The sequence below is a fragment of the Luteipulveratus halotolerans genome, from assembly GCF_001247745.1.
GTDB lineage: Bacteria > Actinomycetota > Actinomycetes > Actinomycetales > Dermatophilaceae > Luteipulveratus > Luteipulveratus halotolerans.
In genome coordinates this window covers 2,798,958-2,821,984 of sequence record NZ_LAIR01000002.1, presented here as the reverse complement: position 1 = coordinate 2,821,984, position 23,027 = coordinate 2,798,958, and the positions used below count along the sequence as shown (strand labels likewise).

General features: G+C 70.7%; 24 protein-coding genes and 1 tRNA gene. 14 read left to right on the top strand and 11 right to left on the bottom strand.

What is annotated here, in order from left to right; all coding sequences use genetic code 11:
* Positions 1 to 33: 33 nt before the first annotated feature.
* From VV01_RS14125 to VV01_RS14095, 7 genes are all read right to left on the bottom strand, one after another.
* Positions 34 to 378, bottom strand: coding sequence for a hypothetical protein (locus tag VV01_RS14125; RefSeq protein WP_050670441.1), 345 nt, complete (start codon positions 376 to 378; stop codon positions 34 to 36).
* 10 nt (positions 379 to 388) lie between these two features.
* Positions 389 to 991, bottom strand: a complete 603-nt coding sequence (locus VV01_RS14120; RefSeq protein ID WP_050670440.1) for a DUF4126 domain-containing protein — start codon at positions 989 to 991, stop codon at positions 389 to 391.
* 218 nt (positions 992 to 1,209) lie between these two features.
* Positions 1,210 to 1,617: an NUDIX domain-containing protein gene (locus VV01_RS14115; RefSeq protein WP_050671948.1), complete on the bottom strand. Its 408-nt coding sequence runs from the start codon at positions 1,615 to 1,617 to the stop codon at positions 1,210 to 1,212.
* Positions 1,618 to 1,693: 76 nt separating this feature from the next.
* Complete coding sequence (locus VV01_RS14110) at positions 1,694 to 1,984, bottom strand: NlpC/P60 family protein (protein ID WP_050670439.1); 291 nt, start codon at positions 1,982 to 1,984, stop codon at positions 1,694 to 1,696.
* A gap of 79 nt (positions 1,985 to 2,063) precedes the next feature.
* On the bottom strand, positions 2,064 to 2,702 hold the full coding sequence (locus VV01_RS14105; protein ID WP_050670438.1) for a DUF305 domain-containing protein: 639 nt from the start codon (positions 2,700 to 2,702) through the stop codon (positions 2,064 to 2,066).
* A gap of 54 nt (positions 2,703 to 2,756) precedes the next feature.
* Complete coding sequence (locus VV01_RS14100; RefSeq protein ID WP_050670437.1) at positions 2,757 to 3,857, bottom strand: sensor histidine kinase; 1,101 nt, start codon at positions 3,855 to 3,857, stop codon at positions 2,757 to 2,759.
* Entirely contained in the window at positions 3,854 to 4,564 is a 711-nt protein-coding gene (locus tag VV01_RS14095; protein WP_050671947.1) for a response regulator transcription factor, read from the bottom strand. The genes VV01_RS14100 and VV01_RS14095 overlap by 4 nt, the downstream gene beginning before the upstream one ends.
* A gap of 203 nt (positions 4,565 to 4,767) precedes the next feature.
* On the opposite strand from VV01_RS14095, the gene metG reads away from it, so the two are divergent.
* The 5 genes from metG to VV01_RS14070 all read left to right on the top strand — a co-directional run bounded on the left by metG (position 4,768) and on the right by VV01_RS14070 (position 10,680).
* A complete protein-coding gene (gene metG, locus VV01_RS14090) occupies positions 4,768 to 6,756 on the top strand; it encodes a methionine--tRNA ligase (RefSeq protein WP_082220991.1) in 1,989 nt (662 codons plus the stop codon).
* Positions 6,757 to 6,763: 7 nt separating this feature from the next.
* Entirely contained in the window at positions 6,764 to 7,621 is an 858-nt protein-coding gene (locus VV01_RS14085; RefSeq protein ID WP_050670436.1) for a TatD family hydrolase, read from the top strand.
* Between the two features lie 269 nt (positions 7,622 to 7,890).
* Positions 7,891 to 8,736, top strand: coding sequence for a resuscitation-promoting factor (locus tag VV01_RS24635; protein ID WP_050670435.1), 846 nt, complete (start codon positions 7,891 to 7,893; stop codon positions 8,734 to 8,736).
* Between the two features lie 91 nt (positions 8,737 to 8,827).
* Positions 8,828 to 9,682: a 16S rRNA (adenine(1518)-N(6)/adenine(1519)-N(6))-dimethyltransferase RsmA gene (gene rsmA, locus VV01_RS14075; RefSeq protein ID WP_050670434.1), complete on the top strand. Its 855-nt coding sequence runs from the start codon at positions 8,828 to 8,830 to the stop codon at positions 9,680 to 9,682.
* A gap of 62 nt (positions 9,683 to 9,744) precedes the next feature.
* Positions 9,745 to 10,680, top strand: coding sequence for a 4-(cytidine 5'-diphospho)-2-C-methyl-D-erythritol kinase (locus VV01_RS14070; RefSeq protein ID WP_050670433.1), 936 nt, complete (start codon positions 9,745 to 9,747; stop codon positions 10,678 to 10,680).
* Here VV01_RS14070 and VV01_RS24935 read toward each other — a convergent pair.
* Both VV01_RS24935 and VV01_RS14065 read right to left on the bottom strand, forming a co-directional pair.
* Positions 10,667 to 10,972 carry a DoxX family protein gene (locus tag VV01_RS24935; RefSeq protein WP_071606390.1) on the bottom strand — a complete coding sequence of 102 codons (306 nt, stop codon included), beginning with the start codon at positions 10,970 to 10,972 and terminating at the stop codon, positions 10,667 to 10,669. The two genes, VV01_RS14070 and VV01_RS24935, sit on opposite strands and share 14 nt — an antisense overlap.
* A gap of 96 nt (positions 10,973 to 11,068) precedes the next feature.
* A complete protein-coding gene (locus VV01_RS14065) occupies positions 11,069 to 12,778 on the bottom strand; it encodes an HNH endonuclease signature motif containing protein (RefSeq protein WP_050670432.1) in 1,710 nt (569 codons plus the stop codon).
* Positions 12,779 to 12,860: 82 nt separating this feature from the next.
* Between VV01_RS14065 and VV01_RS14060 the strand changes: the two genes are divergently transcribed.
* The 4 genes from VV01_RS14060 to VV01_RS14045 all read left to right on the top strand — a co-directional run bounded on the left by VV01_RS14060 (position 12,861) and on the right by VV01_RS14045 (position 17,404).
* Complete coding sequence (locus VV01_RS14060) at positions 12,861 to 13,403, top strand: GNAT family N-acetyltransferase (RefSeq protein ID WP_050670431.1); 543 nt, start codon at positions 12,861 to 12,863, stop codon at positions 13,401 to 13,403.
* A 5-nt stretch (positions 13,404 to 13,408) separates the two neighbouring features.
* A complete protein-coding gene (locus VV01_RS14055; RefSeq protein ID WP_231635240.1) occupies positions 13,409 to 14,176 on the top strand; it encodes an MBL fold metallo-hydrolase in 768 nt (255 codons plus the stop codon).
* A 162-nt stretch (positions 14,177 to 14,338) separates the two neighbouring features.
* Positions 14,339 to 16,162 carry an ABC-F family ATP-binding cassette domain-containing protein gene (locus tag VV01_RS14050; RefSeq protein WP_050670429.1) on the top strand — a complete coding sequence of 608 codons (1,824 nt, stop codon included), beginning with the start codon at positions 14,339 to 14,341 and terminating at the stop codon, positions 16,160 to 16,162.
* A gap of 90 nt (positions 16,163 to 16,252) precedes the next feature.
* A complete protein-coding gene (locus tag VV01_RS14045; protein WP_050670428.1) occupies positions 16,253 to 17,404 on the top strand; it encodes a helix-turn-helix domain-containing protein in 1,152 nt (383 codons plus the stop codon).
* A gap of 5 nt (positions 17,405 to 17,409) precedes the next feature.
* On the opposite strand, the gene VV01_RS14040 is transcribed toward VV01_RS14045, so the two are convergent.
* On the bottom strand, positions 17,410 to 17,910 hold the full coding sequence (locus VV01_RS14040; protein ID WP_050670427.1) for a MarR family winged helix-turn-helix transcriptional regulator: 501 nt from the start codon (positions 17,908 to 17,910) through the stop codon (positions 17,410 to 17,412).
* A 106-nt stretch (positions 17,911 to 18,016) separates the two neighbouring features.
* Between VV01_RS14040 and VV01_RS14035 the strand changes: the two genes are divergently transcribed.
* Both VV01_RS14035 and VV01_RS14030 read left to right on the top strand, forming a co-directional pair.
* Positions 18,017 to 18,811, top strand: coding sequence for a methyltransferase domain-containing protein (locus tag VV01_RS14035; RefSeq protein ID WP_050670426.1), 795 nt, complete (start codon positions 18,017 to 18,019; stop codon positions 18,809 to 18,811).
* Positions 18,808 to 19,167 carry a VOC family protein gene (locus tag VV01_RS14030; protein WP_050670425.1) on the top strand — a complete coding sequence of 120 codons (360 nt, stop codon included), beginning with the start codon at positions 18,808 to 18,810 and terminating at the stop codon, positions 19,165 to 19,167. Before VV01_RS14035 ends, VV01_RS14030 begins: the two co-directional genes overlap by 4 nt.
* A 6-nt stretch (positions 19,168 to 19,173) precedes the next feature.
* Here VV01_RS14030 and VV01_RS14025 read toward each other — a convergent pair whose 3' ends face one another.
* Positions 19,174 to 19,800, bottom strand: a complete 627-nt coding sequence (locus VV01_RS14025) for a TetR/AcrR family transcriptional regulator (RefSeq protein WP_231635239.1) — start codon at positions 19,798 to 19,800, stop codon at positions 19,174 to 19,176.
* 50 nt (positions 19,801 to 19,850) lie between these two features.
* Here VV01_RS14025 and VV01_RS14020 point away from each other — a divergent pair.
* The 3 genes from VV01_RS14020 to VV01_RS14010 all read left to right on the top strand — a co-directional run bounded on the left by VV01_RS14020 (position 19,851) and on the right by VV01_RS14010 (position 22,653).
* A tRNA-Gln gene (locus VV01_RS14020) sits at positions 19,851 to 19,929 on the top strand.
* Positions 19,930 to 20,167: 238 nt separating this feature from the next.
* On the top strand, positions 20,168 to 21,670 hold the full coding sequence (gene glmU, locus VV01_RS14015) for a bifunctional UDP-N-acetylglucosamine diphosphorylase/glucosamine-1-phosphate N-acetyltransferase GlmU (protein WP_050670424.1): 1,503 nt from the start codon (positions 20,168 to 20,170) through the stop codon (positions 21,668 to 21,670).
* The gene (locus tag VV01_RS14010) at positions 21,667 to 22,653 is read left to right on the top strand and encodes a ribose-phosphate diphosphokinase (RefSeq protein ID WP_050670423.1); all 987 of its coding nucleotides are present in this window, start codon (positions 21,667 to 21,669) and stop codon (positions 22,651 to 22,653) included. Before glmU ends, VV01_RS14010 begins: the two co-directional genes overlap by 4 nt.
* Positions 22,654 to 23,027: the final 374 nt, after the last annotated feature.

Sequence of the window (23,027 nt, the reverse complement as noted above, 5' to 3'; positions counted from 1 at the left end):
CCCTATCGCGCGTCGGGTCGTGGCCCGAATCGTTCAGCAGAGCGGGTCCATCGGCAGGCGTACGCGCGTCTCGCCGTCGGGGTCGACGCACAGCCACGCCGTACGACCCTGCGCGACGTACGCCGCGGTGCTCACCTCGTGCGTCGCGGTGTGCTCGGAGCCGCCGTCGCGATAGCGCAACGTGAGTCTGGTGCGGTCGCCGTCCGGGCGTTCGTCGGTGACCGTCGTCGAGACCATCCGGTCCGGTGGTGCGGGCTGGCGGGAGCGCTGCCACAGGATCACCGCGACCAGGGCGAGCAGCACGGCGAGGCCGATGAGCAGGGCGGGGCGTGGTCGGGGAGGGCCGGCGAGCGGTGCTGGCGTCGGCTGTCGGGTCATGCGGGGCACGTCAGGCAGGTTGCCCGATCCCGCTGCGCCGTCGCGCGCGCATCCGGCGGATCCGCCGCCACAGTGCCCAGACCGCCCAGATCATCAGGACGAACGCCACGACGACCAGCACGGGGATGAAGATCGCGGTGACGCTCAGCCCGATCGACGCGACGTCCTCGACGCCGGAGATCACGGGCGCGCCAATGCCGGCCGTGGAGACGTTGACCGCAGGTCTGATCGCGGCCTTGGTGGTGTGCACGAGGCCGGCGATGACGACACCGCCGACGGCGCCGACCCACGGGTGCTCGGTCATCCAGGTGGACTTGTCGAGGTCCTCGGCCGACTGGGTCGCTGCGAAGACCACGCCACCGATCGTGGGGCGTACGGCCGTGCCGATCAGGTCGTTCATCGAGTCGATCGCGGGGATCTTGTCGAAGATCACCTCCAGCACCAGCAGCAGCGTGGCCCCGGCGATGGCCCAGCCCGACTCGATCCAGGCGAACGACGACGGCAAGGTGATGACGTCGCTGAACCGTGCGACCAGCGCCACCATCAGGAACGGCACGTACGCGTTGAGCCCGGCGGCCGCCGACAGCCCGGCCCCGGTCAGTGCGGCGAACATGTGAACCTCCCCGCGCGACCGCCCTCGGGTCTCGCGCGAGCCCCACATTCCCACAACCGCGGCACCGTGCGCCCCTTCCGGCGGCGCTCAGGGCTCGGGCGTGGCTCACGGCCTCGCTCGATGTGAGGAGTCGTGAGGTCGTGCTCACGCTTCCTCAAGGTGTACGAGCGTGGCCGCGTCCTCGATGTGAGGAACCGTGAGGTGGTGCTCACGCTTCCTCAAGGGGTACGGGCGGCCCCGTCGGCGATCGCGGCCTGCAGGCGGGCGCGAGTTTCGGGATGGGCCAGGTCGAGGTCAGCGATCTCAGCGGCGGTGAACCAGCGCAGGTCGTCGTGCTCCTCGGGTGCGGTGTTGGCGGGCTCGCCGCGCCAGCCCGTGACCAGGAAGGCGCTCGTACGCAGGGCGGGGTCGTCGACGGCGATCGGGTACGGCGCGTACGCCACGATGTCGACGCCGAGCTCTTCACGGCACTCCCGGCGTACGGCGGCCTCGGGCGTCTCGCCCGGCTCGACGTGCCCACCGACCAGAGCCCAGCGGTCGGCATAGTGCTCGCGCAGCGGGTGGCGATGGACCAGCAGGACCCGCCCGTCGCGGACGAGTGCCGCTGTCGCGATGTGCGTCGTCACGTCCGCCAGTGTGCTGACCCCCACCGACAACCCGTGGCTGGTCCTTGGTGCCGTCGCCTCCGGAGCAGCAATCACCTCAGAGGCGACGTGCCGTGCGGAATCCGCGGGTGAACGGTCCGGGGCCGTCCAGGGTGGAGTGCCGCCCGATGTCGCCCATGTTGGGCCCGTCCGGTTCGCCGCGGCTGGAGATGAAGCGATGCTGGCGGCTGCTGTCCAGGCCGAGGTAGATGCCGGAGTGGTCGATCCCGGTCTCCGTGTCCGTCTCGAAGAACACCATGTCGCCCGGCTGCAGCCGTCCCAGCTCTGCGACGGGTGACTGAACGTTGCGGTCGGGGATGACGGAGATCCCGGGAGCGTAGGCGGCCATGGCGTAGGCCTCTCGCCTGGTCACGCGTGTGATGGGTGTGTGGTGGTCTCGGTGCTCGCCCGCGAGGACCGTGAGCGCGTCAGGAGCTCGCCGGTCCCAGCAGGTTCTGCATGGTCCGGATCTCTGCGTTCTGCCCCGTGATGATGGCGTTCGCGAGGTCGTTGACCTGCGTATTGCTCGTCGTCTTCGTGACGGCAGTCGCCATGGTGACGGCGCCCTGGTGATGCTTGATCATCATCGTGAGCCACATCCGGTCGAAGGCCGCACCGCGTGCCCCCTTGAGGTCGGCCATGTCCTGCTCGGACATCATCCCGGGCATCCCAGGCATGCCGGACATGTCGTGGCCGCTGTGCGCACCAGTACTGGGAACCTGCGCGCCCCACGAGCGCAACCACCCGCTCATCGTGCTGATCTCCGGGCCCTGGGCGCGCTTGATCGAGGTGGCCAGGCGAGTCACGTCCGCCGACACCCCATTCCTGCCCAGGGCTAGGTCGGACATCTGTACGGCCTGTCGGTGGTGGGGAATCATCTGCTGCGCGAAGGCGATGTCGCCCTGTCGCCCGGCCGCCGCCGCGGGCGCGGCTGAGCTCGTCGATGACATGTGCGACATGTGCGACGCGCTCGTGTGCTCGTCGTCACCGCTGCCGCACGCGGAGAGCGTGAGCGCCAGTGCGGCTGTGCAGGCTGCTGCGAGGGCGGCGCGGGAGGTCGACGTCATGTGATCCAGGTTCGCCCTGTCGTACCGCGCTGGAGCCGCGATTCCATGAAGGTTCTATGGAGTTGGCAGGGTGAGGCGGAACGTGGCCCCTGTCCCCGGTCCGCCGCTGTGGGCGGTGATCGAGCCGCCGTGAGCACGCATGACCGATCGGCAGATCGCCAGGCCGATGCCTGCTCCTCCGTGATCGCGGTCGCGCGCCGTGTCGGTGCGGTAGAAGCGTTCGAACACGTGCGACAGGTGCTCCTCGCTGATGCCGTCGCCGTCATCGGTCACCTCGATGACCAGGGCCCGGTTGCGGACGTACGTGGTGATCGAGATGTGCCCACCATCACGGGTGTGCCGCTCGGCGTTGTCCAGCAGGTTGGTCAGGACCTGCTGGAGGCGGTGGTGGTCACCACGCACCGGGGCGTCCGTGCCCTCGCGCAGCGTGAGTGTCACGGCACGCTCGACGAGACGCCCTCGTCGATGCCCGGTGACCGAGGTCAGCAGCTCGTGGACGTCGACCGTGTCGTGCTCGAGCGTGATGGCGGCTTCTTCGGCACGCGAGATCACGTTGACGTCTCCCGCAAGGCGATCCAGGCGCGCGACCTGCTCACGGAGCACGGCGATGAGAGCGGGGCCGGAGGCGACCCCGTCGTCGGCGGCATCCAGGTAGACCGTCATCGTGGCCAACGGAGTCCGAAGCTCGTGACCGAGGTCGGACAGCATCTGTGCTCGAACCTCCTCCGTGCTCGCGAGCTGGACCGACATCTGGTTGAACGCTGCGGTCACGGCGGCGATCTCGCGCAGCCCGGACGCGTTGGGGACGGTGAGGCCGTCCCGTCCGGCGGCGACGAGCTCGGCCGCCGTGGCCAGGTCGTCGAGGGGCCGGGTCAGCCGTCGGCTGAGCGCTGCGGCCACCACGACAGCGGCGATCGCCGCGGACAGCAGGGCGGTGGCCAGGGTGATGATCCCTGCCGAGCGGAACGCCACTTCAACATGGTCGAGGGTGGTCCCGGAGGGGTCCTCGCCCGCCTGGACGAGATGCTCGTGGAACAGGTGTGGCCCGACCACTGCTGCTGCTCCGACAGCGACCAGGACTGCGACGCAGAGCACGACTCCCTGCGCGGTGAGCAGCCACGTCACCAACCTGCGGGAGCCGTCGCGGGTTCTCACGATCCCTCGCCCATGCGGTAGCCGATGCCGCGCACGGTGGCGATGAACCGCGGCTGTGCGGGATCGTCCCCGAGCTTGCGGCGCACATGGGCCACGTGCGTGTCGACCAGGTGCTCGTCGCCCACCCAGTCCGAGCCCCAGATCTCGTCGATGAGAGCGCGGCGACCGAACGCGCGTCGCGGCTGCCGCAGCAGGGTGGCGAGGACGTCGAACTCAGTGCGGGTCAGAGGGACCAGGGTGCCCTCGAGGCGCACCTCTCGCGCCTCGGTGTCGACCTCCAGTGCACCGCATCGGAGCGGGGCGACCGGGACGTGGCCGGAGCTGCGCGGCCGGCGTAGGAGCACGCCGACCCGGGCCACGAGCTCGCGCACACTGAAAGGTTTGGTCATGTAGTCGTCGGCACCGACGGACAGACCGATCAACGTGTCCGTCTCGCCGCCGCGTGCCGTGACCATGAGCACGAGGCAGTCCGAGAACGTGCGGACCTGTCGGCACACCTCGACGCCGTCGAGCCCGGGTAGGCCGAGGTCGAGCACCATGACGTCAGGCGACCAGGACCGAGCAATCGCCACCGCCTCGTCGCCGGTGTGCACCATCTTCGCGTCGTGCCCGGCGCGGTCGAGGTAGTTGGAGATCATCCCGGCCAGAGCTCGTTCGTCGTCGACCACCAGGACTCGTGCCTGCCGGTCGTGCTGCCGCGCGGTCATGCCCTCAGTCTCACGGCTGAGGCAGGTGGACGTGACCACTCGTGCCCGGTGCAGCCGAATGATCAGAAGATCTTCGTCAGATCTCCATCGACGCCGGGCGCTGCCGTGAGGCCGAGCCCACGGCGTACTCAGGACCTGCCGTCTGCGCGCGCGAGTGAAACGCGTGTGAGGTGTACGCCGTGCGCCTCCTAGGATTGCCCACCATGAGCAAAGTCCTGACTGCCGTCGCCTGGCCGTACACCAACGGCCCGCGCCACATCGGCCACGTCGCCGGTTTCGGCGTGCCCTCCGACGTCTTCAGCCGTTACATGCGGATGGCGGGCCACGACGTGCTCATGGTCAGCGGCACCGACGAGCACGGCACCCCGATCCTGGTGCTGGCCGACCAGGAGGGCGTGACGCCCCGTGAGCTGGTCGACCGCTACAACGCGGTCATCGCACGCGACCTCACCGACCTGGGTCTGTCGTACGACCTCTTCACGCGTACGACGACCGGCAACCACTACGCGGTCGTGCAGCAGATGTTCGAGGCGTGCCGTCGCAACGGCTACATGATCGAGCAGACCACGCGCGGTGCGATCAGCCCGTCGACGGGTCGCACGCTTCCCGACCGGTTCATCGAGGGCACCTGCCCCATCTGCGGCTTCACCGAGGCGCGCGGCGACCAGTGCGACAACTGCGGCAACCAGCTCGACCCGACCGATCTGATCGACCCACGCTCGAAGGTCAACGGTGAGACGCCGGAGTTCATCGAGACCGAGCACTTCTTCCTCGACCTGCCCGCGCTCAAGGACGCGCTCACCGAGTGGCTCGACGGGCGTGCGGCCGAGGGCGGCTGGCGTCCCAACGTCATCAAGTTCAGCCAGAACATCCTCAAGGACATCCGTCCGCGCGCGGTGACGCGTGACATCGACTGGGGCATCCCGATCCCGGTCGAGGGCTGGGACACCAAGCGGTTCTACGTGTGGTTCGACGCGGTCATCGGCTACCTCTCGGCCTCGGTCGAGTGGGCCCGCCGCCTTGGCCCCGGCCACGAGGACCGCTGGCGCGAGTGGTGGAACACCGACGCCGGACAGGTGAACCCGACTGCTACGCAAGCGGACTCAGGCGGAGCCCAGAAGACATCGGAAGGACGCGAGGCGAAGCGCGACGAAGGAGCGCATCGCCACGCGTACTTCATGGGGAAGGACAACATCGTCTTCCACAGCCAGATCTGGCCGGCCGAGCTGCTGGCGCACAACGGGCAGGGCGCCAAGGGCGGTGAGCCGGGCGAGCTCGGTGAGCTCGTGCTGCCGACCGACGTGGTGGCGAGCGAGTTCCTCACGATGGAGGGCAAGCAGTTCTCCACCTCGCGCGGCCACGTGATCTACGTGCGCGACGTGATCGACCGCTACGGCCCTGACCCGCTGCGCTACTTCATCACCGCTGCTGGCCCCGAGAACCAGGACTCCAACTTCACCTGGGCCGAGTTCGTGCAGCGCAACAACTCCGAGCTCGTCGCCGGTTGGGGCAACCTCGTCAACCGCACCGCGAGCATGATCCACAAGAAGTTCGGTGAGATCCCGCAGCCGGGCCCGCTGGCCGAGGTCGACGAGACGATCCTGCAGACGGTGGCTGACGGGTTCGGGTCGGTCGGCGCGCTCATCGACCAGCACCGGCAGAAGGCTGCGCTCGCCGAGGCGATGCGTCTAGTCGGCGAGGCCAACAAGTACGTCTCCGACACCGAGCCGTTCAAGCTCAAGGCCGATGACGAGCAGGAGCGCCTCGCGACGATCCTGCACACTCTGGCCCAGCTCGTGACCGACCTCAACACGATCCTGGCGCCGTTCCTGCCGCACGCCTCCAACCGGGTGCACGCGGTGCTGGGCGGCGAGGGTGAGTTCACGCCCATGCCGCGGGTCGAGCAGGTGACCGATCTCGACAACGGTCGCGCCTACCCGATCATCACGGGTGACTACTCCGCCACCCCGCGATGGGAGCGTCGTCCGGTGACGGTCGGTACGCCGGTCGCCAAGCCTGCGCCGGTGTTCGTCAAGCTCGACCCGAGCGTCGTTGACGACGAGCTCGAACGGCTCGCCGGAGGCCCAGCCGGGGGAGACGTTGATCACACCGGAACGCAGGCGGCCGGCGTACCGACCGACGCTGACGGTGCCGCCGAGAGCACTGCTCTCGCGACCTCCGACGAGAGCTGAGCGGGCGATGAGCAAGGGGCACGAGACGGGCCACCACGGCGACAAGCCGGAGGCGCCCGACCGGCTGCCCCTGCCCGTCGTCGACAACCACACCCACCTCGACATCGCCCGCGACGGCGCGCCGCTCCCGGACGTGCGCCAGGTGATCGACGAGGCGACCGCGGTGGGGGTCGACCGTATGGTCCAGATCGGGTGCGACCTGCCCGGTGCGCGCTTCACGGTCGAGGTCGTCGACCAGCACCCCGAGCTGCTCGGTGGAGTCGCGATCCACCCCAACGAGGCGCCCGCGCTGCACGAGCGCGGCGAGCTGCAGTCGGCGTGGGACGAGATCGAGCAGCTCGCCTCCCATCCGCGGGTGCGGGTGATAGGTGAGACCGGCCTCGACTACTTCCGCACGGGCCCCGAAGGCGTTGCTGCTCAACAGGACTCGTTCCGCTGGCACATCGACCTGGCCAAGCGCACCGGCAAGGCGCTGCAGATCCACGACCGCGACTCCCACGACGACGTGCTGCGCATCCTCAAGGAGGAGGGCGCCCCCGACAAGACCGTCCTGCACTGCTTCTCCGGAGACATCTCGATGGCGCGTGAGTGCATCGAGCGCGGCTACTTCCTGTCGTTCGCCGGGACGGTCACGTTCAAGAACGCTCGGCCCCTGCGCAACGCGCTCTCGATCGTCCCGCTGGAGCAGGTGCTGGTCGAGACCGACGCCCCCTACCTCACGCCCTCGCCCCACCGCGGCGCCGTCAACGCGCCCTACCTCGTACCCCTCACGGTGCGTGCCATGGCGGGGGTCCTCAACGTCGACGTCCCGGCCGTCTGCCGGGCGGTGTCGGACAACAGCGAGCGGGTCTTCGGACCCTGGTGAGCGGTCGTCGTACGACGGCGTGGTCAGGCCGAGCGGCGGGTGTTCCCCTCGCGGGTGACCGTGACCGAAACTTGACCTGGCGTACGACGGTCGCCACCGTAGTGGGGTCCAACCCGAGTGCGGTCGTACTCGGACGTGTCCGCCTGGCGGGCCCTGGGGCAGATGTCACCCCCATGACATCGACGGTGGAGTCAGTGCGCGTACCCCGTCGCCGACCGAGCCGCTGCCCGCGTCCGGATCGCCGAGGGGCCGCACGACATCGGAGAACTGTGACTCTCAGCACCAAGAAGACCTCTGCCCGTACTGCGGCGGTGTCGCTGCTGTCCGTGACGGCCCTGGCCGGTTGCGGTACCCAGGCCCCCGACGGCGCCACCAAGGCTCAGATTGAGCTGCCGCCGGTCACCGTCAAGAGCGGGACGACCGCTCCGACCGCGGCCCCCACCACCGCGACGCCGAGCCCGACGACGACTCCGGCGCCGACCACGACGACCAAGGCCCCGAAGCCCGCGTCGCGTCACAAGGTCACGAGCACCATCACGACGCGCGAGGTCAAGAAGACCCGCACCGTCCACTTCGACGTCAAGCGCATCGAGAGCGACGAGCTCGCCAAGGGCAGCACCAAGGTCGTGCGTGCGGGCGAGGACGGCAAGAAGGTCGTCACGATCCGCGAGAGCATCGTCGACGGTGACGTCGTCAAGACCAAGGTCATCGACACCGAGATCACCCGCGAGCCGGTCGACAAGATCATCGCGGTCGGCACCAAGTCCGAGCCGAAGCGCGTGGCCCCGCTGCCGCGCAAGACCTCCGAGCCGCGCGAGTCCACGCCGTCGCCGTCGCCGTCCACCTCCGACGAGCCGTCGACCTCGGGCAGCAGGATCAACCTCGCGCGCGCGTCCATGTGGGACCGCATCGCTGAGTGCGAGTCCGGTGGCAACTGGTCGATCAACACCGGCAACGGCTACTACGGCGGCCTGCAGTTCGACCTGCAGACGTGGCGTGGTGCTGGTGGCCGTGACTTCGCCTCGCGCCCCGACCTCGCGTCGCGCGCCGAGCAGATCACGATCGCCAACCGGGTGTACGAGGACCGCGGCACCTCGCCGTGGGGTTGCGCCTGACGCACCCCGAGAGTCGTCCCCCCGAACGCCGCCGGACCCACCCCCGAGGGTCCGGCGGCGTTGGGGTCGGTGCGGCCTAGAGTGAGCGACCATGACCGACCAACCCCACCTGCTGGGCGCCACGGAGATCCGTGACATCGCCGGCAGGCTCGGCATCCGCCCGACCAAGCAGTGGGGGCAGAACTTCGTCATCGACGCCAACACGGTGCGCAAGATCGTGCGCCTCGCGGGTGTCGGCGAGCACGACTCGGTCGTCGAGGTCGGGCCCGGGCTCGGCTCGCTGACCCTGGCGCTCCTCGGCGCTGCCGCGCACGTCACGGCCGTCGAGGTCGACCCGGCGCTCGCGGCTGAGCTGCCGAGCACCGTCGAGAGCCTCGCACCGGCGTACGCCGACCGGCTGTCCCTCGTGGCCGCCGACGCGTTGACCGTCACCGAGCTGCCCGACCCGCAGCCGACCGCGCTCGTCGCCAACCTGCCCTACAACATCTCGGTCCCGGTGGTGCTGTCGTTCCTGGAGCGGTTCCCGTCGCTGCAGCGCGTGCTGGTGATGGTCCAGCTCGAGGTCGCCGAGCGCCTGGCCGCCCAGCCCGGGTCGAAGGTCTACGGCGTGCCCAGCGTCAAGGCCCGGTGGTACGGCGACGTCCGGCTCGCCGACCGCGTCGGACGCAACGTCTTCTGGCCCGCGCCCAACGTCGACTCCGGGCTCGTCTCGCTCGTCCGCCACGACCCGCCCGAGACCACCGCCTCGCGCGAGGACGTGTTCGCCTGCATCGACGCGGCGTTCGCACAGCGTCGCAAGACGCTGCGGGCCGCGCTCGCGGGCTGGGCCGGTTCGCCGGTGGCGGCCGAGGAGGCGCTGGTCGCGGCCGGGATCGACCCTCGTACCCGCGGTGAGCGCCTGCGCGTCGAGGACTTCGCGCGCATCGCCGCAGCCCACCGGGCCTGACCGCCTGCCCACCGGGCGGTCGGGGTGGCGGACTCCCTCGACGGTGGCTCTAGGGTGGGCGCATGAGCGCACCGGTCCTGCCGCCACGTGGGGTCTCCGTGCGCGTCCCGGCCAAGGTCAACCTCGAGCTGCGGGTCGGTCCGCGGCGGGCTGACGGGTTCCACAGCCTCTCGACGGTCTACCACGCGGTCGACCTCACCGACTCCGTGCTCGCCGAGCCGGCGGACGAGTGGGGCATCACGGTGCTGGGCCCCTACGCCGACCGCGTGCCCACCGACGAGTCCAACCTCGCGATGCGGGCCGCCCGCATGGTCGCCGAGATCGGCGGCGTCGACGAGCCGGTTCACCTCACCATCGACAAGGCGATCCCCGTCGCGGGCGGTATGGCGGGTGGTTCGGCAGACGCCGCGGCTGCGCTGGTCGCGTGCGACGCGCTGTGGCAGACCGAGCTGAGCCGGACCCAGCTCGACGAGGCTGCGGCCGAGCTCGGCAGCGACGTGCCGTTCCTGCTCACCGGCGGCACCGCGCTGGGTTCCGGGCGTGGTGAGCAGGTCGTCCCAGTGCTCACCCAGGGCTCGTTCCACTGGGTGTTCGCGCTGCACCACGACGGCCTGTCGACCGCCGCGGTCTACGCCGAGTGCGACCGGTTGCGCGCCGACGACGACATCCCCGAGCCCGTGCCCAGCCAGGAGCTCATGACCGCGCTGCGCGCCGGTGACGTCGACAAGCTCTCGCTCGCGCTGATGAACGACCTCGAGCCCGCCGCGTGCTCGCTCAACCCGCGGCTGCAGCAGACGATGGCGGCCGGCCTCGCGCACGGCGCGCTCGCGACGACGGTGTCCGGCTCCGGTCCGACGGTGGCCTTCCTCGCCCGCGACAAGGCCGGCGCCCTCGACCTGATGGTCGCGCTGTCGGCCGACAACATCGCCGACGAGGTCGTCCACGCCCGCGGTCCCGCGGCCGGCGCCCACCTGCTGAGCGACATCACCGTCCGCTGAGGCCCGCAGCCGCCTCAGAACCGTACGGGCCGAGCCGCAGCCCAGCCAGTGTGCCGGTCAGGGCGGCCAGGACGAGCACTATCGCGAACGCCGGGTGCCGGGCCTCCCCGCACCGCAGATGCACGTACGCCGCGCCCAGCATGAGTAGCGTGAGCCCGATGGCGGCTGCGTGGTTGAGCGACTCCGCGACGCTCAGGGCGGCGGCGCGACGAGCGCGACACCGGCGGCGATCTCGGCCGTGTGCCCTGCGGACAGTGCCCTGCGGTCGGCGCCATGCGGCCGCCTCCGGCAAGGGGCGAGCGATGCCGACAGAGATGGATCAGCCTGCTACGTCAGCCTTTCGCGAGCGTCGCACCGCCGAGGTCGAGCCCGCGCGGCTCCGCTCGGCTCACGTGCGGAGGCGTCGGCGTTCGTGTCGGGCGTTTGGGTGGTCGTAGCCTCGGGTGGCCGTGGCCTCGGGAGTCGTGACGTAGGTGCGGCCGGTGTGCGGGCTGGTCCAGGTGCAGGTGCCCTCGGATGTCATGGCGACCGCCCATCCGGCCTCATGCTTGGCGCGGTGGTGGTGCTTGCACAGCAGCTGGAGGTTGTCGGCGCTCGTGCGGCCGAGCGGCCACGGGGTGACGTGGTCGGCTTCGCAGTAGCGGCCCGGCTGGGAGCAACCCGGGAAGCGGCAGTGCTGGTCGCGCAGGACCAGGAGACGTCTGATGGCCGCGGTGGGGCGGTAGGAGGACGTGCAGGTCTCGAGGAGAGTGCCTGTGGAGGCGTCGACCAGGGCTCGAGTGATGCGGGTGCCGACCGCGCGTGTCAGCTCAGCGACGAGCGCGCCGCTGATGACCCCGATACCGGGGACGATGGCGTCGGCGAACGGCGATGCCGCAGAGACGTCGTGGACGGGCTCGGATGTGACTGCCTGGTCGAGCGCGCTGAGCTCGGCCTGCTCGGCGCAGAAGGCGTGGACCTCGTCCCACCAAGGGTCGTCGAAGTCGGGCAGCGGTGGTGGGCCCGGGTCGGTGGCCACGAGGACGGCCAGTGCGGCATCCCAGTCAGCCAGGTCGTGGGCAGTCGGCTGATCGGGCACTGCGTCTGGATCGTGTTGTGTGCCAGTGCCTTTCGCGGTGCTGGCGGTGCAGCGGCTGGTTGCCATGGTGCCTGCATACCGACCCGGCTGGTGCTGATCGTCGCTGACGGGCGCGTGGACGGTGATGTGTGTCGTGACGTCGGCCCGTTGCAGGATGAGGTCGGTGAGGGCGTCGATGCGGCACTGGCCGAGGGTCTTGCCGGTCAGGTTGTCGGTGTGCAGATGTCGGGCGAGCGTCTCGACGGCGGCGTGGGCCGGCGCAGCCAGCTCGGTGGGAATGACCGCGGTCCACTCACACTGGCCGGGTTCGCGGCCGGGCCGGGTGAACAGTCCGGTCTGCTCCACCACCCGGCGTCGGCGGGCGGCCTTGAGAGCAGCAGGGTCGGTCTGCTGGACCAGTCGGCGGGTACGGGCACGGGTCTGGGCGGCGGACCAGCCGTGCACACCGCGATCGAGCAGGGCGCTCTCGACCTCGGCGCACACCGCATCGGGTGCTTCGATCAGCTCGTCGGTGACCGCGCGGAGTCGAGTCGGGTCGAGGTGCCCGTCGGCCATCAGGTCGAGCAGGCGGGGAGTCTTGGTCGCCGCGTCGATGGCTTCCTCGACGCGGGCGGTGGCATGGCGAGGGCCCCAACCCAGGGCGGGTGCGAGGTCGACGTCGGCGAACTCGGCGGCGTACCCCAGCTCGTGTGCGACCTCGCGCGCTTTGCCGCTATCCGGATCGCTGTGCTGCGTCGTGGCGGCGAACTGCGCGATGCGCACCAGCTGGACCGCCATGACTGTGTTGACGAGCGCCTGCGTCGCCTCGATCTGCGCGACCAGGTCGGACGCTCGTAACGCGCTCCTGTCGGAGGACGTCGCCTCGTAGACCGCGCGCACGGCGCCCTGACACGCGTGCAGGAGCTCGAGCGAGCCCGCAGGATCCTCGCCCACCGATTCCCCTCGCGGGACCCCGGCCAGGGCAGCACGTGGCGCGCTGCGCTCGGCGGCGTCCTCGGAGTGTGCGCGGTGCTGCCCCATGCCAGACATCGTACAACAGTTCGAATGATGGGGACGTGCTTGTGGAGACCCGAGTAGGAGACCCGCTGGGTAGCCTGCGTCCATGGCAGACCTGGATCCCGTCGCCTGGCCGCCCGCCCCCATCCGGACCGAGCGCCTCGTGCTGCGCGCGCCGGAGGCCCGTGATCGCGACGCGTTCATCGAGATGCTGGCGTCGGCGGACGTGCACGTCTACCTCGGCGGGCCACGACCGCGCGAGGACCTTGAGCGCGAGCTGCCGGAGGTCCCGGAGTCGTGGCCGGGCAGCCTCGTCGTCGAGCGCGGCGGGCTGATGGTCGGCCAGAACCTGCTTCGCCGAGCCACCGAGCACCGCCCGGCCGCGCTCGGCAAGATCGATCTCGGTTACCTGTTCCTGCCTCGGGCCTGGGGGCTCGGCTACGCCGGTGAGGCGTGCCGCGCGGCGCTCGACTGGTTGGACCAGGCCCTGCCCGGCGAGACCGTCGTCCTCGCGACGCAGACCGCCAACGCCGCGTCGATGCGCCTGGCGGCGCGGCTCGGGTTCACCGAGCTCGAGCGTTTCCACGCGTGGGGTGCCGACCAGTGGCTCGGTGAGCGCGTGAGTCCCGGCCGGGGCGGGTCGTGCTGACCGAGGTGGCTGACGGGGTGCTGGTCAGGCAGAGCGCGTTCTGCCTGAGCAACGCCGTGGTCGTGCTCGGCGGTGAGGGCGCGCTGCTCGTCGACCCGGGTGTCACGGGCGCCGACCTGGTCGAGCTGGCCGACGACCTCGACCGGCTCGGCCTACGCGTGCTGGCCGGGTTCGCGACCCACCCGCACTGGGACCACGTGCTGTGGCATGAGCGGTTCGGAGACGTCCCGAGGTACGCCACCGCCGCCTGCGCGGCTTACGCCCGTGACGGCCTGGCCCACCTGCGCGAACAGCCGGGTGCCGATGCCCCAGGGGCGCCGCTCGACCTCGTGGGTCTCCTGAAACCGTTGCCTCCCCACACGATTCGCCTCCCATGGGACGGTCCTGATGTGCGCGTCCTCGAGCATCGCGCCCATGCCCCCAGCCACGCGGCGTTGCTCGTGGAGGACGCCGGCGTGCTGATCGCCGGTGACATGCTGTCCGATGTCGAGATCCCGCTGCTCGACGTCGACGCCGAGGACCCGATCCACGACTACTCGGCGTCGCTGGCCCTGCTCCGTTCGGTGGCTGCACAGGTGCGCGTCGTCGTACCTGGCCACGGCAACCCCGGTCGTGACGTCGCCGCTCGACTCGCCGCCGACCGCGCCTACCTCGCCTCGCTGACGAGGGAAGGCCCGTCGGACGACCCACGGCTGGCGCCCGACGCGGCGTACGGCACCGATTGGCTCCCGCAGGCCCATCTCGACCACGTCCGGATGGCCATCCGCAGCTGAACGACGATCGGCCGACAGGTGGCGCCGTCATCTGACACGACCTGCAGGTCGTGTCAGATGACAGCAACGCCTGTCGCCGCGAGCCGGTAGGGAATGCTCTCGCCCCCGCCGGGCCGGACGCGTGATCAGGCATCGCCTCAGGTCACCTAGGCTCGGAGCACCATGGCCAACCTGCTCTCCGCCGAACGCATCTCGCTCACGCTCGGCACCCGACACATCCTCGACGACGTCAGCCTCGGCATCGGTGGCGGCGACCGCATCGGCGTCGTCGGCCGCAACGGTGGCGGCAAGTCCACCCTCCTGAAGGTCCTCCTCGGCACGCAGCTCGTCGACGACGGCCGGGTGACCCGCGTCGGCGGCCTCACCGTGGGAGTCCTGTCCCAGGACGACCGGCTCGACCCCGCGGCCACCGTCGCCCAGGCCGTGCTCGGCGACCTGGCCGAGCACGAGTGGGCCGGCGACCCGCGCATCCGCGACGTCCTGCACGGGCTGCTCGGCGGCCTCGACCTGGCCGCGCTCGGCGGTCCCGACGCCACCGTCGGCCCGCTGTCAGGTGGCGAACGACGCCGAGTTGCGTTGGCACGCCTACTGATCGAGGACCCCGACCTGCTGCTGCTGGACGAGCCCACCAACCACCTCGACGTCGAGGGCGTGCAGTGGCTGGCCGACCACATCGTTCAGCGCCGCACCCGCGCCGAGACCGCCGTCGTCGCCATCACCCACGACCGGTGGTTCCTCGACGCGATCTCCACCAACACGTGGGAGGTCGTCGACGGCCGCGTCGAGCAGTACGAAGGCGGGTACGCCGCGTACGTCCTCGCCAAGGCCGAGCGCGCCCGCGTCGCCGCGGTCACCCAGGAACGCCGCGACAACCTGTTGCGCAAGGAGCTCGCCTGGCTCCGCCGTGGCGCCCCGGCACGGACGAGCAAGCCGAAGTTCCGCATCGAGGCCGCCAACGAGCTGATCAAGGCCGAGCCGCAGCCGCGCGACGACGTGGCACTCGCACGGTTCGCGACGACGCGGCTCGGCAAGGACGTCATCGACCTGCTCGACGCGACGATCACCGTCGGCGACCGCACCCTCATCGACAAGCAGACCTGGCGGCTCGCGCCGGGCGAGCGCACCGGCATCGTGGGCGTCAACGGTGCCGGCAAGTCGACGCTGCTGCGCGCGATCGCCGGTCAGGTGCCCCTCGCGGCCGGCAAGCGCAAGGAGGGCCGCACCGTCCAGCTCGCCTACCTCACCCAGGAGGTTCGCGAGCTCGAGCGCGTCGCCGGCTGGACCGTGATCGACGCGATCACCGAGGTGAAGTCGTACACCATGCTCGACGGCAAGGAGGTCAGCGCCAGCCAGCTCGCCAAGCGCCTCGGCTTCTCCGGGCCGCGCCAGCAGGTGCGCGTGGGCGACCTGTCCGGTGGTGAGCGTCGCCGGTTGCAGCTGTTGCGGCTGCTGATGGAGGAGCCCAACGTGCTCCTGCTCGACGAGCCGACCAACGACCTCGACATCGAGACGCTCACCTCGATGGAGGACGTCCTCGACGGCTGGGCCGGCACCCTGCTCGTCGTCTCGCACGACCGCTACCTGCTCGAGCGCATGTGCGACCGGCAGGTCGCCCTGCTCGGCGACGGCCGCATCCGCGAGCTGCCGGGCGGTGTCGAGCAGTACCTCCAGCTGCGCCACGAGCAGTCCCGTACGCCGGACGCCCGACCCGCGTCGACGTCACCCTCGGCAGCGGCGACCGCGCCCACCGCGGCCGCGACGGCGTACACCCCGGCGCAGCAGCGCGAGGCCCGCAAGGACCTCGCCCGCATCGAGAAGGCCCTCACCCGCGCGGGTGAGAAGGAGGAGCGCCTCCACGAGCAGATGGTCGCCGCAGCCAGCGACCACGAGCGGGTCGCGAGCCTGAGCGCCGAGCTGCGCGAGCTGCACGACCTCAAGGACGAGCTCGAGCTGCAGTGGTTGGAGGCCGCCGAGATCGTCGGCTGACCTCGCCCCGAAACCCGTTGGTGCCGGGGAGCCTCCGGCTGCTGCCCGCTCACTACGCTGGGACGCTCGGGGGCAGAACGAGGGACTGACGTGAAGGATGTCGGAAGTCGTCTGCGCACGCTACGGCGTGATCGTGGGTTGTCGCAGACCGAGCTGGCCGGTGATCGGTTCACCGCCAGCTATGTGTCGCACCTCGAACGCGGCCGTCGCCGCATCAGCCCCGAGGCGTTGGAGTACTTCGCCGAGCGGCTCGGCGTCGAGGTGTCGACGCTCGGCGACGTCGTCGAGTCGGGCCGCGCGCCGAGCGCACAGGTCACCAGCGCTCTGGTCGAGTCCGAGGCCGCCGTACGCCGGGGCGACCACCAGCGCGTGGTCGAGATCGCCCTGGGGTCCAGGGCCGGCGTCGACCGGGACGAGCACCCCGAGCTGTGGTGGGTGCTGCAGCACCGCCGCGTCGAGGCGCACCTCGAGCAGCACGAGTTCGGTCCGGCGTTGTCGGCCTGCCGCGACCTGATGCGGTCGCCCGTGACCGCGGCCGAGCCGTCGCTGCACCTGCGCGTCCTGGCCCAGCACGCCCGTGGCGCGCTCGCGGTCGGACGGCTCGACGAGGCCGTCGGCTCGGCCCGGCGAGCGGTCGCGGCGTCGCGTGACCAGACGCTGGACCACCAGCTGCTCGCCCTGCGCGCGCTGATCGCGGTCGCTGCCGAGCACGACGACGAGCATGTCCTGGCGCAGGCGCAGGAGGTGCTGGACGGCGTGGTGCTGCCCAAGCACCCGCCGCCCGCCGTGGCGCGTGCCTACGCCGAGCTCGGCCGTGCCTGGATCGGACGAGGTCGGGTGCGTTCGGGGTGCCGATGCCTCGACCGCGCGGCGGTCCTGATGCGCGGTCGGGTCGACCTCGCCGACTGGTCGCGGTTCTGCCGTGAGAGCGCCACGCTGCGGATGAGCGTCGGCGCTCTCGACGGCGTGACTGCTCTCGTCAAGGAGCTCACGGTCAGCGCCAATCGCGCTGGTACTGCTGAAGATCGGGGTGAAGCCCTGCTCGTCGCGGCTCGGTTCGCGGTGCTCGTCGGAGACCGTGCCGAGGCCGAGCGGCTGCTCTCGGCGGCCGACCGGTCGTGGGGTGTGAGCGCGGCGGCGGTGCGTGCCCTGCGGGACGAGCTGCGGGCTGCGTTCGCAGGCGCGGGCCGAGCGGCCGTCGTACGCCGGGCCGTGCCGCTCAGGGGCCACCATCGCCCCTGAGCGCTTCAGTCCTCGAGGGCCGCGAGGAGCGTACGCAGGCCGGACGCGAGGCGGTCGCGCTCGCGTGCGGGCAGGTGGCTGAGGATGTCCTGCTCGTGCTGCAGCAGATCGGCCATCGCGGCGTCGACCACGCGTCGGCCGTCGGCGGTGAGGCGTACGAGCACACCGCGGCGGTCGCTGGGCGCCGGGCGGCGCTGCACGAAGCCGCGCTTCTCGAGCCGGTCGACGCGGTTGGTCATCGTGCCGCTGGTGACGAGCGTCTGCTGCATGAGCGCGCCGGGGGAGAGCTCGTACGGCGTACCGGCCCGGCGCAGTGCGGACAGCACGTCGAACTCCCAGCCCTCGAGGCCGTGCTCGGCGAACGCGCTGCCGCGGTCCTGGTCGAGCCGGCGGGCGAGGCGAGAGATGCGTGAGAGGACGTGCAGTGGAGCGACGTCGAGGTCGGCGCGCTCGCGCTGCCAGGCGTCGACGATGCGGTCGACCTCGTCCTGCTCGCGTGCAGCCATGCGGGCCAGTGTAGGCAGCATCAAGTTTCTTGACATCAAGAGATCTGCGAGTATCTTGACGTCAAGATAGTTGCGCTGATCACCGTCGATCGCCAGGAGGCTCGTCATGGCCGTGTGGGCCCCGTCGCAGTACGAACGTTTCGCCGATCAGCGCAACCGCCCCTTCTTCGACCTCCTCGGACGCGTTGACGCCGAAAAGTCTTCTCTCGTGGTCGATCTCGGCTGCGGCAACGGTCCGCTCACCCTCGCTGCGGCGCAGCGGTGGCCGGGCGCCCGGGTGGTCGGCGTCGACAGCTCGGGCGACATGCTCGACCGGGCGCGAGACCTCGACACGGACGGCCGGGTCGAGTGGGTGCAGGCTGACGTGGCGCGCTGGGACCTCACCGGAGCCGGGGCCCCGGACGTCATCGTCAGCAACGCCACCCTGCAGTGGGTGCCGGGGCATCTCGACCTGATCCCCGGCTGGCTCGATGCCCTGCGACCCGGCGGTTGGTTCGCCATGCAGGTGCCCGGCAACTTCCGGGCGCCCTCGCACGTCGCGATCCGCGAGGTCGCCGCCGCCCAGCCCCGAGGCGCCGAGCTCACCGCGGCCCTGCGCGCCGACCCCGTGGCCGAGCCCCCGGCGTACGCCGAGGTGCTCGCCTCACGCTGCGCTCACCTCGACGTGTGGGAGACGACCTACCTGCAGGTGCTCGACCCGGCGGGGGAGCAGGACGCGCCCGTGCTCGAGTGGGTCAAGGGCACGGCCCTGCGGCCGCTGCTCGACCTGCTCGAGGGCGCCGAGCGCGAGGCCTTCCTGGCAGACCTGCGCGACCGGCTCGCGCACGAGTACCCACGGGCGGCGTACGGCACACCGTTCCCGTTCCGGCGCATCTTCGCCGTCGGGCAGGTGGCGGCATGAGCGTCATCGGGCTGCACCACGTCCAGATCGCCTGCCCGGCCGGCTCGGAGGACGCGCTGCGGGCGTTCTACGGCGGTGTGCTCGGGCTCGCCGAGATCGAGAAGCCGGAGGCGCTGCGTGCTCGGGGCGGCTGCTGGTTCCGGGCCGGGGCGCAGGAGATCCACTGCGGTGTCGAGGCCGACTTCCGGCCGGCGCTCAAGGCGCACCCGTGCCTGCTGGTGGACGACGTCGACGAGGTCGCCGACGCCGTGGCGGCCGTCGGAGGTGAGGTGCGCTGGGACAGCCAGATCGTCGGCGTACGCCGCTTCCACACCGACGACCCGGTCGGCAACCGCGTCGAGGTCCAGCAGGCCTGAGCTCGGTCAGCTCTGCGAGAGGCGCGGCTTGCTCTCCAGGCCGGTCAGGCCGTTCCAGATGAGGTTGACGACGTGCGTCGCCAGCTCGTTCTTCGTGATCTTGCGGCCCGACTCCAGCCACCACTCACCGGTGAGCGCGATCGCTCCCAGCAGCATCTGCGCGTAGATCGGCGCGGTCCTGGTGTCGAGCTTGTTCTTCTTGAACGTGGCCGCGAGCGCCCGCTCGACCTGCACCGCGATGTCGGACATCAGGCTGCCGAGCGAGCCGCCGTTGTGCCACGACGGCGAGTCGTGCGTGAGCACCCGAAAACCGTCCGGCGACTCCTCGATGTAGTCGAGCACGGCCAGTGTCGTCTGCTCCAGCAGCTGCCGCGGGGTGCCGGGCAGCGACAACGCGTCGGCGATCGTCTCGAGCATGCTGGCCATCTCGCGGTCGACCACGACGGCGTACAGGCCCTCCTTGCCGCCGAAGTGCTCGTAGATCAAGGGCTTCGTGACGCCCGCCTCGTGGGCGATCTCCTCGACCGTCGCCGAGCCCACACCCCGTTCGGCGAAGACCTTGCGACCCACCGTGATCAGCTGCTCGCGCCGTTGCTTGCCGGTCATCCTCGACCGCCCGCTGTTGCTGCCCATCGGCACATTGTGGCGCTCCACTACCCTGTTCGGTGGCCCGCGGGGGCCGTTCCCCGGTTGCTCTGCTGGTAGGGGCCGCCTGACTTTGAATCAGGATTAGCGACGTAGGTTCGATTCCTACCCGGGGAGCCCCGCCCCTAGCGCGGGTCAGAACTGAGTTCTGGTGGTCTGACCGAGTACGAACTGCGTCAGAACACCAGAACTCAGTTCTGACCACGGCGAGGCGAGGGCGCCGCCCGCGCGGCCACCGGGGTACGACGGCTGTTGGGTGACGTACGTCCCACTGGCCCGCCCGGTAGCCTGACTGGCCGAGCGCATCACCCATGCGCCCGTACGCCTGGCCCCAAGCCCCCGGAGTGTCCTCGACGTGAGTGTCTCCCGCCCCGCTGCCGTCATCGTCCTCGCTGCCGGTGACGGCACCCGGATGAAGTCCGACCTCAACAAGATGCTCCACCGCATCGGTGGCCGCACGCTGGTCGCCCACGCGCTGCTCGCCGCCGCGGGCACGCAGGCGCCGCACGTCGCCGTGACGGTCCGCGCGCAGCGTGAGCGCGTTGCCCCGCACGTGGCCGCGGTCTGGCCGCAGGCGCTGATCGCCGACCAGGACGAGATCAAGGGCACCGGCCGGGCTGCTGAGTGCGCGCTCGACGCCCTGCCCGGCGACCTGAGCGGCACCGTCCTCGTGACGTACGGCGACACCCCGCTGCTCACCAGCGACACGCTGCTCGAGCTCACGCAGGTCCACGAGGACGCCGGCAACGCCGTGACCGTCCTGACCGCTCACCTCGACGACCCGACCGGCTACGGCCGTATCTTCCGCGGCGCTGACAGCACCGTGCAGGCGATCGTCGAGCACAAGGACGCGGTCAAGGCACGTGAAGAGGGCGGCGAGCTGCGCGACGCCCTCGACATCACCGAGATCAACTCCGGCATCTATGCGTTCGACGTGGCGGTGCTGCGCTCGTCGCTCGCGCAGGTCACCACCGACAACGCCCAGGGTGAGAAGTACCTCACCGACGTCCTCGCGATCGCCCGCCGCACCGGCGGCCGCGTCGACACCCACTCGATCGAGGACATCTGGCAGATCGAGGGCGTCAACGACAAGGTGCAGCTGGCCCGCATGGGCAAGGAGCTCAACCGCCGCCACCTCGACGTGCTGATGCGCGAGTCCGGCGCCATCGTCGTCGACCCCGACACCACGTGGGTCGACGCCGACGTCACGGTCGGCCGCGACACCGTCCTGCAGCCGGGCATCCAGCTGCTCGGCGCCACCACGATCGGCGCGGGCTGCACGATCGGACCCGACTGCACGCTCAAGGACACCGAGGTCGGCGACGGCGCGAGCGTCGTACGCGCCCAGACCGACCTGGCCACGATCGGCGCCCACGCCAGCGTCGGCCCGTTCTCCTACCTGCGACCTGGCACGACGCTCGGTGAGGGCGGCAAGATCGGCGGGTTCGTCGAGACCAAGAACGCCGACATCGGCCCGGGCGCCAAGGTGCCCCACCTGACGTACGCCGGCGACGCGACGATCGGGGAGGGCGCCAACATCGGCGCGGGCACGATCTTCGCCAACTACGACGGGGTCGAGAAGAACCACACGACCGTAGGCAATCACTCGTTCGTCGGGTCCAACTCGGTGCTCGTCGCGCCCGTCGAGATCGGTGACGGCGCGTACGTCGCAGCGGGGTCGGCGATCGACGGCAGGGTCGAGCCCGGCCAGATCGCCGTGGCCCGGGGGCGCCAGCGCAACATCGACGGCTGGGTCGCGAGACGTCGCGCCGGCACCAAGACTGCTGCGGCCGCCGAGGCGGCCTCGGCCGAGCACGACTCCCCGAACACGGACGACAGCGAGGGCACCCCGGCATGACCGCCATCAGCATGAAGCGCACCACCGAGAAGAACCTCATGGTGTTCTCGGGTCGGGCCCACCCCGAGCTGGCCCAGGAGGTCGCCAAGGAGCTCGGCACCGAGCTGGTGCCCACCGAGGCCCGCGCGTTCGCCAACTCCGAGATCTACGTGCGCTACGAGGAGTCCGTACGCGGGTGCGACGCCTTCGTGATCCAGAGCCACACCGCTCCGGTCAACGAGTGGATCATGGAGCACCTGATCATGGTCGACGCGCTCAAGCGCGCCTCGGCCAAGCGCATCACGGTCGTGCTGCCGTTCTACGGCTACGCCCGCCAGGACAAGAAGCACCGCGGACGTGAGCCCATCTCGGCCCGCCTGATGGCCGACCTGTTCAAGACCGCGGGTGCCGACCGGCTGATGGCCGTCGACCTGCACACCGACCAGATCCAGGGCTTCTTCGACGGTCCGGTCGACCACCTGATGGCGCTGCCGATCCTGTCGAACTACGTGCGCGAGAAGTACGGCAACGAGGACCTCGCGGTCGTCTCGCCCGACGCCGGCCGCATCAAGGTCGCCGAGCACTGGAGCTCGCGCCTCGGTGGCGCCCCGCTGGCGTTCATCCACAAGACGCGTGACATCACCCGGCCCAACGAGTCGGTCGCCAACCGCGTCGTCGGTCAGGTCGAGGGCCGCACCTGCATCCTGGTGGACGACATGATCGACTCCGGCGGCACGATCTGCCACGCGGCCGAGGCGCTCATGAAGGACGGTGCCGCGAGCGTGGTCATCGCCGCGACGCACCCGATCTTCTCCGACCCGGCCCGCGAGCGCCTGATCAACTCGGTCGCCCGCGAGGTCATCGTCATGGACACGCTGCCCATCGCGCAGGAGAACCGTTTCGACAAGCTCACCGTGCTGTCGATCGCACCGCTGCTGTCGACCGCGATCCGTGAGGTGTTCGAGGACGGCTCGGTCACGAGCATGTTCGACGGCCGCGCCTGAGCAGCAGCCACGCGCTACGAGACGACCCGCTCTTTGCGAGACGACCCGCTGATCTGCGGGTCGTCTCGCAAAGGGCGGGTCGTCTCGTGCTGGGGGAGAGTCTCCCTCGCGGTCACCGGGTCTCGATACAGCTCGCCCTGTGGGGCTCGCCTACTCGACCAGCGGAACGGGCGAGATTTGGGTGCGGGCGCGCGGTCGTCGTACGATCGTCGGCGTTGCCTCGGCGAGGGACGCTGCACGCGCAGGGTCCGTGATCGACGCGGTGGTCCAGATGTCGACGTACGACGTCCGCCGGACTCCCGTGCGTCCCGCCCGCTCGCGCGTACGACGTCCCGCGTCGAGGCCACCGCCTCCATCCACCAGCGACACCCATC